The organism is Chelatococcus sp. KU-N122 (genome assembly GCF_055391085.1).
Map to the genome: position 1 here is coordinate 5,575,210 of NZ_AP043981.1, position 12,388 is coordinate 5,587,597.

Annotated in this window: 11 protein-coding genes and 1 tRNA gene; 5 read left to right on the forward strand and 7 right to left on the reverse strand. The window is 65.7% G+C overall.

Annotated features, from left to right (window positions below; genetic code table 11):
- Positions 1 to 5: 5 nt before the first annotated feature.
- Positions 6 to 542: a flavin reductase family protein gene (locus ACZ5PO_RS25120; RefSeq protein WP_464184694.1), complete on the forward strand. Its 537-nt coding sequence runs from the start codon at positions 6 to 8 to the stop codon at positions 540 to 542.
- 101 nt (positions 543 to 643) lie between these two features.
- On the opposite strand, the gene ACZ5PO_RS25125 is transcribed toward ACZ5PO_RS25120, so the two are convergent.
- On the reverse strand, positions 644 to 1,609 hold the full coding sequence (locus ACZ5PO_RS25125) for a LysR family transcriptional regulator (RefSeq protein WP_464184695.1): 966 nt from the start codon (positions 1,607 to 1,609) through the stop codon (positions 644 to 646).
- A gap of 135 nt (positions 1,610 to 1,744) precedes the next feature.
- Here ACZ5PO_RS25125 and ACZ5PO_RS25130 point away from each other — a divergent pair, with 135 nt between their 5' ends.
- A complete protein-coding gene (locus ACZ5PO_RS25130) occupies positions 1,745 to 3,040 on the forward strand; it encodes an acyl-CoA dehydrogenase family protein (RefSeq protein ID WP_464184697.1) in 1,296 nt (431 codons plus the stop codon).
- A 155-nt stretch (positions 3,041 to 3,195) separates the two neighbouring features.
- On the opposite strand, the gene ACZ5PO_RS25135 is transcribed toward ACZ5PO_RS25130, so the two are convergent.
- From ACZ5PO_RS25135 to ACZ5PO_RS25145, 3 genes are all read right to left on the reverse strand, one after another.
- Positions 3,196 to 3,348: a hypothetical protein gene (locus ACZ5PO_RS25135; protein ID WP_464184699.1), complete on the reverse strand. Its 153-nt coding sequence runs from the start codon at positions 3,346 to 3,348 to the stop codon at positions 3,196 to 3,198.
- Positions 3,349 to 3,771: 423 nt separating this feature from the next.
- A complete protein-coding gene (locus ACZ5PO_RS25140; protein ID WP_464184700.1) occupies positions 3,772 to 4,449 on the reverse strand; it encodes a LuxR C-terminal-related transcriptional regulator in 678 nt (225 codons plus the stop codon).
- Positions 4,450 to 4,680: 231 nt separating this feature from the next.
- Positions 4,681 to 5,784 (reverse strand): helix-turn-helix transcriptional regulator, encoded by a 1,104-nt coding sequence (locus ACZ5PO_RS25145; RefSeq protein WP_464184702.1) that lies wholly within the window; start codon positions 5,782 to 5,784, stop codon positions 4,681 to 4,683.
- A gap of 132 nt (positions 5,785 to 5,916) precedes the next feature.
- Between ACZ5PO_RS25145 and ACZ5PO_RS25150 the strand changes: the two genes are divergently transcribed.
- Entirely contained in the window at positions 5,917 to 6,162 is a 246-nt protein-coding gene (locus ACZ5PO_RS25150) for a hypothetical protein (RefSeq protein ID WP_464184704.1), read from the forward strand.
- Positions 6,163 to 6,296: 134 nt separating this feature from the next.
- On the opposite strand, the gene ACZ5PO_RS25155 is transcribed toward ACZ5PO_RS25150, so the two are convergent.
- The 3 genes from ACZ5PO_RS25155 to ACZ5PO_RS25165 form a co-directional block, all read right to left on the reverse strand.
- A tRNA-Ser gene (locus tag ACZ5PO_RS25155) sits at positions 6,297 to 6,388 on the reverse strand.
- 625 nt (positions 6,389 to 7,013) lie between these two features.
- Positions 7,014 to 7,166, reverse strand: a complete 153-nt coding sequence (locus ACZ5PO_RS25160) for a hypothetical protein (RefSeq protein ID WP_464184706.1) — start codon at positions 7,164 to 7,166, stop codon at positions 7,014 to 7,016.
- Between the two features lie 220 nt (positions 7,167 to 7,386).
- A complete protein-coding gene (locus ACZ5PO_RS25165) occupies positions 7,387 to 8,979 on the reverse strand; it encodes a porin (RefSeq protein ID WP_464184707.1) in 1,593 nt (530 codons plus the stop codon).
- Between the two features lie 708 nt (positions 8,980 to 9,687).
- On the opposite strand from ACZ5PO_RS25165, the gene ACZ5PO_RS25170 reads away from it, so the two are divergent.
- Positions 9,688 to 9,936, forward strand: a complete 249-nt coding sequence (locus tag ACZ5PO_RS25170) for a hypothetical protein (RefSeq protein WP_464184709.1) — start codon at positions 9,688 to 9,690, stop codon at positions 9,934 to 9,936.
- A gap of 723 nt (positions 9,937 to 10,659) precedes the next feature.
- Complete coding sequence (locus tag ACZ5PO_RS25175; RefSeq protein ID WP_464184710.1) at positions 10,660 to 12,252, forward strand: porin; 1,593 nt, start codon at positions 10,660 to 10,662, stop codon at positions 12,250 to 12,252.
- The last annotated feature ends 136 nt before the right edge of the window (positions 12,253 to 12,388 follow it).

Genomic DNA, 12,388 nt, shown 5'->3' on the forward strand with positions numbered 1-12,388 from the left:
GGAGCATGAGCGACGTCCATCGCAGCGAAGGGCACGGGCCGCCGCCCGCCGCGGAGGCCGCCGGCTTCGACCCGAGGCTGTTCCGCCGTGCGCTCGGGCAGTTCGCGACCGGCGTCGCGGTCATCACCGGTCGCAACCACACCGGCGACACCGTCGGGATGACGGTGAGCTCGTTCAATTCGGTGTCGCTCGCCCCGCCGCTGGTGCTGTTCAGCATCGATCGCCGGGCGCTGAGCCTGCCCGTGATGCTGCGGCTCGACGGTTACGCCGTCAACATCCTGTCGCGTGAGCAAGCCGGGCTGTCGGGACGTTTCGCTGCGTCCGGCCGTGACAAATGGGCGGACGTCGAGCACGAGCCGGGCCGGACCGGCGCGCCGCTGTTGCGTGGCGCAATGGCTCATTTCGAGTGCGCCGCCTATGCGCACCACGACGGCGGCGACCACGTGATCTTCGTCGGCCGCGTGCTGCATTTCGCTTGGGTGGAGAACGCCGGCCCGCTGCTCTTCTTCCGCGGCCAATACCGGGAGCTGGCGGCCGAATAGGCCTGCCGGCGGCGGCGCGATCCCTTGGAGCACCGGAGCTCGAGCGGCAGCTCCGCTTCCTCGGCGCGTCGGCCCGCGAGTCCGTGCGATCAGGGACGGGATCAGGCCACGGCGCGGCGATCGGCGTGCGTGTGCTGCGCCGCCTCCGCCAGCGCCTCGGCCATGTGCCAGACCAGCGTGGCGGCCGGCCGCTGTTCCCCTTGCATGCGGATGAGCGACAGGCTGGTGCGCAGATCGAGGCCCTCGACCGGCACGGCGAGGACGGCGCCGTCGCCGCCGGGCAGGGTGTCGAACCAGCCCAGCGTCACGACGGGCATGCGCACCAGGCGGCCGTAGCGCTCCACAGCGACTGCATGCCCTTCGGGCGGCCGTACCACATCGACGCCAGCCTCCGACAGCGCGCGATTGACGGTGATCGACAGGGGCGCGCCGAGGGCACGGTTGATGACGCCGATGCGTGTGCCCTTGAGCGCGGCGAGCGGCAGCGCGTCCACGTCCGCCCACGGATGCTCGGCCGGCACTTGGATGGCGAGCCGGCGTTCGGCGATGACCAGCCGCTCGAAGCCGTCCGGCCAATCGGCTTCGGAGGCGGTGTCCACCTGCGCTGTCGCCGCGTCGGACGGCTCCACCAGCAGCGCAAGATCGGCCTCGCGGCGCGTCAGGTCGGCGTAGTGGCGGGCATGGCTCTTGTCGAAGATGCGCAGGCGGATGTCCGGATGCTCGACCATGAGCCGGTCGGTCAGCGCACGCCGTTCGGGGATCAGCTGGGTGTAGAGGGGCGCGCCGATGCGCAGCTCGTTCTCGCGGATCTCGCGCGCCGCCTGGTTGGCCCACGCCGCCTCCGCCACCATGCGCCGGGCATTGGCCAGGAACAGCCGGCCCTCGGCCGTCAGCTCGACCCATCGGCTGGTGCGAAGAAACAGCGCGAAGCCCAGCCGCCGCTCGAACTCACGGATCTGGGCGGAGAGCGCCGGCTGCGAGACGTTCAGCTGAGCCGCCGCCCGCGTGAAGGAGCGTGCGTCGGCGACAGTGACGAAATAGCGGAAGGGGGTCGCATCCAGGTCCATGGTCGCGTCTCCGGGTCGCGATCATCATCCATAACGAATATGGATCATTGGAGCGAGGAAATTGTATTGGACGAGGGGGTATTGGCGCTCCAATCATAGGACATCTGCATCAATCAGCAACGCGGAGGACACGCCATGGCTTGGGATTTCGAAACCGATCCGGAGTTCCAGAAGGAGTTGGATTGGATCGACCGGTTCGTCACGGACGAGGTCGAGCCGCTCGATCACGTCCTCGGCTTTCCCTACGAGGTGCAGAATCCCAAGCGCAACGCGCTGGTCAAGCCGCTCCAGGAGATCGTCAAGAAGCGCGGCCTGTGGGCTTGCCATCTCGGCCCGGAGCTCGGCGGCCAGGGCTACGGCCAGGTCAAGCTCGGCTTGATGAACGAGATCCTCGGCCGCTCCAAGTTCGGCCCGACGGTGTTCGGCTGCCAGGCGCCCGACTCGGGCAACTCCGAGATCCTCGCCCACTACGGCACGCCGGCGCAGAAGGCCGAATACCTCAAGCCGCTGCTCAACAACGACATCGTGTCCTGCTTCGCCATGACCGAGCCGCAGGGCGGCGCGGATCCCAAGGTCTTCCGCACCCGGGCCGAGCGCGTCGGCGACGAATGGGTCATCAACGGCGAGAAGTGGTTCGCCTCGCATTCCCACGTGGCGAGCTTCTACATTCTGATGGCCGTCACCGATCCGGATGCGCCGGAGTACAACCGTCTCTCGGCCTTCATTATCCCGGCCGACACGCCCGGCATCGAGATGGTGCGCAACATGCCGGTGGGCTTCCATGGCACGCCGTCGCACGCCTATCTGCGGCTCACCGACGTGCGCGTGCCGGCCGACCACCTGCTGGGCAAGCAGGGCGGCGGCTTCGTGGTGGCGCAGACCCGCCTCGGCGGCGGGCGCATCCACCATGCCATGCGCACCATCGGCCAGGTGAGGCGCTCGCTCGACCTCATGTGCGAGCGCGTCCTGAGCCGCCAGACGCAAGGGTCCCTGCTCGCCGACAAGCAGATGGTGCAGGAGAAGATCGCCGACAGCTGGATCGAGATCGAGCAGTTCCGCCTGCTGGTGCTGCAGACGGCGTGGAAGATCGACAAGTACAAGAACTACATGATGGTCCGGAAGGACATCTCGGCCATCAAGGCGGTCATGCCAAAGGTGTTCCACGATGTGGCGGCGCGCGCCCTGCACCTGCACGGCTCGCTGGGCGTGACGCCCGACATGCCGTTTGCGGAGCAGGTGATCGAGAGCTTCCACATGGGGCTCGCCGACGGGCCGACCGAGGTGCACAAGGTGACGGTCGCGCGCCAGCTGCTGCGCGAGTACCAGGCCACGAGCGGCCTGTTCCCGACGGGCTACATTCCGGCCCTGCGGGAGGCCGCCATCGCCAAGTACGCGGAGCGCCTTGAGCGCGAGGTCGAAGCGGCAGCCTGATCCAACGGCACCGGCGCCCCGATCGAGGCCGCGAGCCGATTGGGGCGCCGACGACACAACGGCCCTCGGCCGCTCCGACGCCATCGGAGCGGCCGCTGCTTTGAGGCGCGGCGGCCCGTCGCTTCGGCCGTTCGAGGTCGGATGTTTCCTTGGCGTCAGTGTCCTTCGGCCGGCGGAAAGCCGTGGCGCCGTGCGCCGAGGGCGATGAGGAACGAGGCGGCGAGAAGTGCGAGCAGCACCGGCGTGAAGGCGGCGACCCCGGCGAGGTCGAGCAGCAGGCCTGTGAGCCAGATGCGGTATGGCGGCAAGCAGCGAGCCGACTGCGTAGCCGGTGACGAGCTGGCCGACCAGTGCTTGAGAGACGACCAGGTCGGCGCTCATCGGCGGTAACAGGCCGGCTGGCAGCGCCTCGGTGAGGATGGTGATGAAGCCCGCCGTGGCGAGAGCCGACAGGCTCCACCACGAGAGCCGGTGCCGAATGGAGGCGGCCGGGGCGGAGGCGGCGTCGGGCAGGGAGGCGGCAAAGCTCGAGCCTGCGCGGGCGCGCGAGGCACCCGCTCGCGATCGGGCTAATGTCGGCGTAGGGCGGCGGGCGGATGCCGCGGTACCAGGCGCGGGCGTCGATGGGCGCTCGGCCTGGCCAGTTGATTCTCCTTCTCACAGTAGGCCGTCGACGCCGAAGCCATCCGTTCACGTGTTGATCGGTGTACCGCACACGCGCGAGTTCCTCGTCAGGGACGATCGTCCACCTTCCGTAAGCCGATAGCGACCTCGGTGCGGTTCCGGGCGTTGAGCTTCCGCATGATGTGCTTCACGTGCACCTTCACTGTGCCTTCCGCCATGGCGAGCTCGTGGGCGATCAACTTGTTGGACAGCCCTTTGCCCATGGCCTTGGCCACTTCGAGCTGCCGCGGCGAGAGCAGCTGGGAGGTCTCGGGCGGCACCGGCGCGAGCGCCGTGGCGCTGGCTTGGGCAACCACGAGCGTGCTGGCCGGAATGAAGGTCGCGCCCGAGCGCACGAGTTCCAGCACCTTGGAGGCGACCTCGAGGCCCATGCTGCTGGTCGGCAGGAAAGCTCGGGCGCCACTGGCGATGACCTGCGTGATCAACCCAGCATCGTCGCTATCGGACATAACGGCCACCGGCGGCGATCCCGGCCGCTCCACCACCTGCCGTAAACGCTCGTGGAAAACCTCGTCGGGCGGAGTCGGCTGGGCCGACGTCCACAGGATCAGCAGCGAGGTCCGGACCGCCTCGGCGCTCTGCGCCCATTCCGCCACGCTTTCGAAGGCCACGAATTCGAGCGCCGGTTCATTGGCGCGCAGCGACGCCAGAACGCATTCACGGAAGAACGTCCGACTTTCGATCAGAACTGTGCACTTTCCCGACGACCTGGTGCCCTTAGTCACGCCGGGCATCGACGAGAGGCGCGCTTAGAAAAATTACCATCCAAACCCTAAAGCGGCGGCGGAGTTGGTGAGCTGCGCGGCGCAGCGGCAAGCACGTTTGTACGCGCGACGGCCCGCTCTCGAGGAGCATCAGGCACCTAGCTAATGCGAGACCGGAGATTGCGCCTCCCCCAAACGGGGGATGGCCCGAACGGGTGATACCTTTGCCGGATATCTTGGGCTCGGCCCCAGTTATAGATCCGAGGTCTGGGGGCGAGTTGCGCCGATGCCCGCGAGCAGGCCGACGAGCTCGGCTTGCCGCCGAGTGCCGGTCTTAGCCAGTACAGCATCGAGATGGGTCTTCAACGTTTCGCGCGAGACGCCTTGCGCCTGAGCGGCGGAGGTAAGGTTGTGGCCGCCGACCAGAGCCCGCGCCAGCTTCGCCTCAGCCGGCGTCAGGTCGAACAGGCCCGACAGCAAATTGGAGTCGGGTGCGGCTGGCACCGTGACCGGCGTCGCCACCAGTACAGCCGCACCAAAGGTGAAAAGGTCCTGCCCGGCCCCGCGGATGGGCACCAGGTGCACGACCAGCGCCGGGTTCTCGTCGATGGCCGGAATGCCGATGGAGCGAACGGCGCGATGGCCAGTCTTTGCCCGAATCTCTGCCAAGGCGCTTTGCAGCAGTTCATCGCCTTTCACGTGGCCGAGGGACAATCGATCGAAGGAGCCGATCCTGATCTGATGTGGTATCTGCTCAAGCAGTCCGTTCGCAGCCAGCGCCTTGCCTGACGCATCAAGCACCACGGCCGGCAGTCCAAGCTGTGCGAGGATCTCTATCCCGGCGAGAACACGCTCCCGATTGAGGCGCGCCGTCAGCAGTGCGGCCCGAGCCAGATGCGGGCGCAGACTATCCAGGGCGGCGATGTAACGCGATTCCACGGGGCCGCGCTCAAGGCGACGCTCCAGGCTGAAGGCCAGTATGTCACCGTTCGGAACCTCGATGACCGTGCCAGCAACCCAGCCCCAGCCCCGTGGGCGCAAAAGGTCGCGATAGAACGGGGAACGGCTCATCTCCTCCGGCGTAAGGAGATCGGCATCGGAGACGAAGCCGGGGTGGCGCAGTGCGAGCGCGGACCGCAAACGGGCGTTGTCCGTGTGCGACCGGCTGATGATCTCCATCACCTCCCGAAAGGACTCTGACACTGTCCACGCCACGCCGGCGCTTCCGGTCGTGAACATGGCCCCGCCAGCCCCTTCGATGAACACGGCGAGGTCGTGCAGGAGCTGCGGCCATTGATCCGGGACGATGCTGGCCTCGTACGCTCGGTCGATAAGCTGCTCGGCAGCATCGTCCATCACCGCCCCCATTTGCGCGCGTAGCCCCCCTGAAACTTAAGCCGATGATTCGTGGCGTGGGGAAGTGCCATTCTTTCGGGGATGCGGTGCGCACAGCAGATCGTCCGCCGCGTCGGCCCAGTCCTGCAAGTCATGGAGCTCGGTTCGGCCGGCCTCTCCGGCGGCGCGGATCCTCTGGAGGATGTCGGCGTCGTCCGGCGGGGTACGGCCGGCGTCGCCCGGGCCATCTTCGCGATGACGGCCTACAGCCGCATGGGGCTCGATCCGAAGGACGCCGAGGCCATCGCGGTCGTGGCCCAGCACGTGATGGACGATCTGGAGGTGCTGGACGAGGCTTGGCGACGCTCATTCGATTCGGCGAATCGCACGGCCGTCTGAACCGATTCCCGCGTGAGCCCTGTCGCCTTACCAGCGGCGGGGCTTTTTCGTGCAACATAGCGTGCAACATTTGCGCGCCGGCCCGCGAAATTATTCAGCCATTTCAATGGGGCACGGTTGGTTTGCCACGGTAGTGGCGGAGACGGAGGGATTCGAACCCTCGAAGCCCCTTTCGAGGCTTGCTCATTTAGCAAACGAGTGCCTTCAGCCGCTCGGCCACGTCTCCGGGAGGCGCAAGCCATAATGAGCCGGCGGCGTTGGGTCAACGTCAATCCGTCGATCTCGACAGCTTCATGGTGTCGTGGAGGACGCAATGGCCGATAGGCAGGTCGGCTTCGACGTGCTGGCTCGATCCGTGGTTGGAGCTGATTGCGCCTTGTCGGCGATCTCGGCTCGGACAACGGGGGGCTGGGGCCCCAGCGCCGGACGCACGGGATACCGCCGCCCTCCAGCGTAGCCATTCATCGAGCGCAGCCCTGGATCTTGCATCGGGCTCGGCCTCGAGGATCCGGATCAAGGCTATCGGCTGGCCCGGCTGCCGCCGATTTGTCCGGGGAAGCTGCGCGGCGCTGCGCCCTCGCGTCGGGCGCGCACGAATCGGCCGGGTCGATGTCCCGCGGCCGCGGCGAGCCGCCTGGAGCGCTTCGCAATTGGCGGCATCACCCAATCGCCAAAGAAGCGCTCCAGCCCCCTCGCCAACGCGACAGTTGTGCTCGTCGGCCGAGGTCTCGTCTTGCCGCCTGGTGCGCGTGCACGTCCGTGCTCGGTGCTGTCCCGCTCCGGCGCCTCGGCGGACGCCGGACCGAGCCTCAGCAAGCACGTGGAGCGCGACGTGTCGACAGCGCCGCGCTTCATGCAAGACACGTAGAGCGATTGGCTGCGGTAGCCAATAGATTGGTCGGCAAGGCTTCTATATTCCGCTTCGCGCGGTTATTAAGTAATTGCGGAAAAAATTTATTTAAAATATCAGCAATTATGCTTGCAATCAGCTGAAGGTTTGGCATGATCGTATCTCCGGTTGATTGACCTCTACCGGAGACCCCGCTGCATTTTTTCGAGGAGATGCAGCTAATCCTCTTAAAGCGCCACGATGTGGCGCTTTTTTTTGTTCCGACGCGGTGATCGCTCGGATTGAGCGGCTCTTGCCCTTTGCGGCTGGTGCACAAGGAAAAGCCCCGGCCTTGCGGCCGGGGCTCGATAGTCTCGCTTGTGGCGCGATGGCGCTTAGAAGGTGCGGTCGATACGGAACCGGGTCAGCCAGTTGTCGTCGAAGCTGACGGTCTTGCCCGTGAGCGTGCCGTACTTGTTGTTGTCGATGACACGGCCCTTCGGGTCGACGCGCTCGTAGAGAACTTCGACACCGATATCGAGATCCTTGACCGGCGACCAGACCAGGTTGGCCATGGTGACGATCTCGTTGAAGCTCTTGAAGGCGATGTTGGTCGACCCTGCGGCGGCCGAAGCTGCCGTCACGATACCCGCCGAGTTGGCGTAGAGGTTGCCCAGCGGGCCGGCGGTGCGGGCCGAACCGGGATACTGCAGCTCACCATAGGTGAACACGAAGCCCGACCGCCACTGCGGGCTCCAGTAGTGCAGGAAGGCTGCCGCGGCAGACCACGAGCGGGTCAGCTTGATATTGCCGCTGTTCGGGTCGACGTAGCCGTCCATCTTGTAGGCGCCGAACCGGGCGCCACCGCCAGGGCCGCCCTCGATCGCGCTGTCGCGGCCGATCGGGCCGTCGACGCCGGTGTAGGACATGGCACCGCGGGCGTAGGCCGCCTGCAGCCACAGGGCGTCACCCGGTGCCAGGAACGGCAGGTTGAACTTCACGCCGGCGTTGACGCCGTAGCCATAGGCCGCGTCAGGCCGCTGCGGATAAACGCCGGCCGCGGCAACGCCCGCCGGCGCGACTGCGACGCCCGCGTTGTTGTAGACGCTGAGGTTGTTGTAGCCGCCGATGGACACCTGATGGACCGCGGCCGAGATCTGCGCCGAGCCCCAGGACTGGTCGACGCGGAGGTTGGCGACGAAATCGGGCAACTGCTGACGCTGGGCGATGTCGACGAAGGCGTAGCCCGTCCGCTGGCCGGCTGCGTTGAACAGGTAGACCGGCGAGCCGTAGGTGCAGCCGTTGACGCCGCCGTTGTTGCACAGCGACGACAGGCTCGTGGCGATGTTGCCGACGACCGGCTGGCTGAAGGTGAGGTTGGCGCCGGGGATCGCGCTCTGCGGATTGACCGAGAACAGCGGGTTGCGGCGGAACGACGGATCTTCCGCCGACACCGTGGCGCTGAAGCCGTTGCCGAGCTGAGCGGTGTAGGCCAGCAGGTTGGTGGAGGAGACGTTCGAGGTGACCGAGAAGTTGGTCAGCTCGATGTCGGTGACGTAGAAGTCGTAGAACGACGAGGCGCGACCGGCGGTGAGGCCGGCGAACTGGATGAAGGCCTTGTCGACCTCGACGTACTTGTAGGAGCGGTTGTAGGTGTCGATGCCCGTGGCGTTGAACGAGCTCGGGCCGTAGTTGCGCAGGGTGCCGGAGGCGCCGTGCTGCTGGCCGGTGCGGCTGGCGATGTCGAAGCGGACGAAGGTGCGCAGGGTGCCCCACGCGGTGGAGGTACGCGCATCCACCTGGATACGACCGGCGCCGATGAAGTTCGACCGATCGTTGCCGTTCAGCGAACGATACTGCGCAAACTCATACTGGAACTGAGCGCGGCCACCGATCTTGATGCAGGTATCGGTACCCGGAATGTAGAAGAAGCCGACGCCGTGAACAGAGCAGACCTTCACATATTCGACAGGCGCCGCTTTTGTCATTGGAAGATCGGCAGCCTGCGCCCCCGCGACAGCAAATAGACTTGCCGCCGATCCGAGGAGAAGGCTCTTTGCGAGCTTCATAGGTAGTCTCCTTGTTAGATCCCGTTATCCCTACGCAGGACTGGCCAGAAGTTACTGTTGCGTTCAGTCCGACGCCGTCGCAGTGCAGTTCACCGCTTGAGCGACACTATCCATGCCCACTTGCAGTGCAATCGCCGCTAACCGCTCATCTCTCCAAAAAAGATGTTTTGATGACGCTTGTGGCAAAAAGACCACCAGATATATTGCGATGCAACGAAGAAAGGGAAGCGTGAATCGCATAGCTAAGCATCAAAGACTCAGTGTCTCGTGCGGAATCGTATTAGCTTCTGCGGAATACATTGGTCTGCGGAAATATTCGTATGGCTGCGGAATATTGATCGTTCGCTGCGGAATTTGACGTAATTCGAGCCGTGGAAATGCTGTGCAAGAAAGCGCTCAATGCTCCGAATGATTGCGTGAATGTCGAAGCGCGATCTCAGCGCGAGCGGCGCTCGGATCGCCTCGGGCATGGTGTCGTGCCGTAGCGCGGTGCCCGAAGCGGCCGCGGACGCGCCGTGGCTCGGTCGGCGCGTCTCACCGCGATTGTCGTTTGCCGCGGCGCCTGAGTGCCGTCGCCATCGGCGGCCGCCTTATTTCGGCTGCGCCACCGTGGCGTGATCCTCCGGCATGAGCACGATCACCTATTTCATCGTGTTGTCGTTCGTGCACGACGCCGACCGCACGCTCATCGCCGAGCAGCCCATCGAGATGCCGTCGGCCAGCCTTGCCGAGGCGACGGCGGAGCGCATGGCCTGCGTCAAGGCCGGGGCGGTGGCGTTCTCCAGAACCGGCGATCCCGCTGCGGGCGCCTTTGCCGAGGCGGTGATTCTGGCGCGCTTCGGCGAAGTGCCCGACGACCTGGACGATTTCATCTGAGCGTGGCCGGTTGCGGTCGGGCCCGCGCGTCGCTCGCGGGGGCGCTTAGGATCGGCTGGCCGGCATCGACGGGGCGCCGGGGAGGGGCGTCGCGAATCGGAGGGCTCATCGGTGGCCGCGGCCGCGCCCGATTCGGTCGACGCGGTCGGCGGCGCGGGGGCGGCGGCGTCAGCGCATGCTCGCGCCGGGCGACCGCTGCCGGCTCGATCGGCGGCGCTCCGCCAACTTTCTGCCCAAAATGTCGGTCGATTGGAGAAACTGAGGCGTATTCTGGCCGAATGTACCGCGAATTGTGACACTTTTCGGCTCTGCGGAGGCGGCTCGGGCCGGTGGCGACGGTCCGAAATCCCAGGGGACGTCGGGCTTTCGGAGCGGTCCCGGCTCGTTGTGTTTCTGCAACAGCGGGTGTCAAAAACGGCCCGCTACCGGAGCGGTGGGCACTTCGCGGTTGATCACGAGAGGGCGGGCGATATGGTGGCACGGCTGCGGGTAACCACCCGTCAGCCGGTGCCATCTCATCTCCTCGAAAAAAACGATGAGACGGCGCTGTACGAGGGAAGACGGCATATTCGTCCAAGAGCCTTCCGGGGCACATGGTCAAAATAGTCCGGTCCCAAGGGGTCTCGAAAGTTGGAGGTCATAATGAAGCTCGCAAAGAGCCTTCTCCTCGGATCTGCGGCAGGTCTGTTTGCCGTTGCGGGGGCGCAGGCTGCCGATCTTCCGATGACGAAGGCAGCGCCTGTCGAATATGTGAAGGTCTGCTCTGTTCACGGCGTCGGCTTCTTCTACATTCCGGGTACCGATACCTGCATCAAGATCGGTGGCCGCGCTCAGTTCCAGTATGAGTTTGCGCAGTATCGTTCGCTGAACGGCAACGATCGGTCGAACTTCATCGGCGCCGGTCGTATCCAGGTGGATGCGCGTACCTCCACCGCGTGGGGCACCCTGCGCACCTTCGTCCGCTTCGACATCGCCAGCCGCACCGGCCAGCAGCACGGCGCCTCCGGCACCCTGCGCAACTACGGCCCGAGCTCGTTCAACGCCACGGGCATCGACACCTACAACCGCTCCTACAAGTACGTCGAGGTCGACAAGGCCTTCATCCAGTTCGCCGGCCTCACCGCCGGTCGCGCCTCGTCGTTCTACGACTTCTACGTCACCGACATCGAGCTGAGCAACTTCTCGATCACCTCGAACGTCTCCTCCACCAACCTGCTGGCCTACACCGCTCAGCTCGGCAACGGCTTCAGCGCCACGGTGTCGGCGGAAGATCCGTCGTTCCGCCGCAACCCGCTGTTCTCGGTCAACCCGCAGAGCGCGATCCCCGGCGCCAACCTCACGTTCGCCCAGCCCAACGTCGGCAACATCACGTCGAGCCTGGCGGCGCTGTGCAACAACGGCGGCGTCAACGGCTGCACCTACGGCTCGCCGGTCTACCTCTTCAACGCAGCCGGCCAGCGGACGGGCTACGCCTTCGTCGACATCGCCCAGCGTCAGCAGATCCCCGACTTCGTCGCCAACCTGCGCGTCGACCAGGGGTGGGGCTCGGCGCAGATCTCGGCCGCGGTCCATCAGGTGTCCATCGGCGGCTACAACAACCTCAGCGTCTACAACAACGCGGGCGTTGCGGTCGCGCCGGCGGCCGTTGCCGCGGCTGGCGTCTATCCGCAGCGGCCTGAGGCGGCCTATGGCTACGCGGTTCAGGGCGGCGTGAAGTTCAACCTGCCGTTCCTCGCCCCGGGTGACGCGTTGTGGCTGCAGGCGGCCTACGCCCGCGGTGCCATGTCCTACACCGGCATCGACGGCCCGATCGGCCGCGACAGCGCGGTCGAGGGCGGCATCGGCGGTGGTGCCCGCATGGGTCTCTACAAGCTGGACGGCTACGTCGACCCGAACAGCGGCGATATCAAGCTGACCAAGTCGTGGTCCGCTGCGGCTGCCTTCCTGCACTACTGGTCGCCTGAATGGCGGTCGGGCTTCGTGTTCACCTACGGCAACCTCGAGTATCCGGGTTCGGCCCGGACCGCTGGCCCGTTGGGTAACCTCTTTGCCACCTCCGGCGGCATCGTTACGCCGGCTTCGGCGGCCGCAGGGTCGACCAACGCTGCCTTCAAGAGCTTCAACGAGATCGTCACCATGGCCAACCTGGTCTGGTCGCCGGTCAAGGATCTCGATATCGGTGTCGAAGTTCTCTACGAGCGCATCGACCCGAAGGGCCGCGTCATCGACCAGAACAAGTACGGCACGCTCACGGGCAAGACCGTCAGCTTCGACGACAACTGGCTGACCCGGTTCCGTATCGACCGCACCTTCTAAGCGCCATCGCGCCACAAGCGAGACTATCGAGCCCCGGCCGCAAGGCCGGGGCTCTTTCATTTGAGGAACACGTTGTCCGATTCGGCACATCCAAGCTTTGCGTCGGCTCGTTCAAGCCTTCGGGCCCACCGCCATG

Bases quoted from the DNA above. Each gene is read 5' to 3' on its own strand.
- ACZ5PO_RS25125 (WP_464184695.1), bottom strand. From the start codon at position 1,609: ATGGACCTGGATGCGACCCCCTTCCGCTATTTCGTCACTGTCGCCGAC.
- ACZ5PO_RS25170 (WP_464184709.1), top strand. From the start codon at position 9,688: ATGAGCACGATCACCTATTTCATCGTGTTGTCGTTCGTGCACGACGCC.
- ACZ5PO_RS25120 (WP_464184694.1), top strand. From the start codon at position 6: ATGAGCGACGTCCATCGCAGCGAAGGGCACGGGCCGCCGCCCGCCGCG.
- ACZ5PO_RS25150 (WP_464184704.1), top strand. From the start codon at position 5,917: ATGGAGCTCGGTTCGGCCGGCCTCTCCGGCGGCGCGGATCCTCTGGAG.
- ACZ5PO_RS25145 (WP_464184702.1), bottom strand. From the start codon at position 5,784: ATGGACGATGCTGCCGAGCAGCTTATCGACCGAGCGTACGAGGCCAGC.
- ACZ5PO_RS25165 (WP_464184707.1), bottom strand. From the start codon at position 8,979: ATGACAAAAGCGGCGCCTGTCGAATATGTGAAGGTCTGCTCTGTTCAC.
- ACZ5PO_RS25130 (WP_464184697.1), top strand. From the start codon at position 1,745: ATGGCTTGGGATTTCGAAACCGATCCGGAGTTCCAGAAGGAGTTGGAT.
- ACZ5PO_RS25175 (WP_464184710.1), top strand. From the start codon at position 10,660: ATGACGAAGGCAGCGCCTGTCGAATATGTGAAGGTCTGCTCTGTTCAC.
- ACZ5PO_RS25160 (WP_464184706.1), bottom strand. From the start codon at position 7,166: ATGCCAAACCTTCAGCTGATTGCAAGCATAATTGCTGATATTTTAAAT.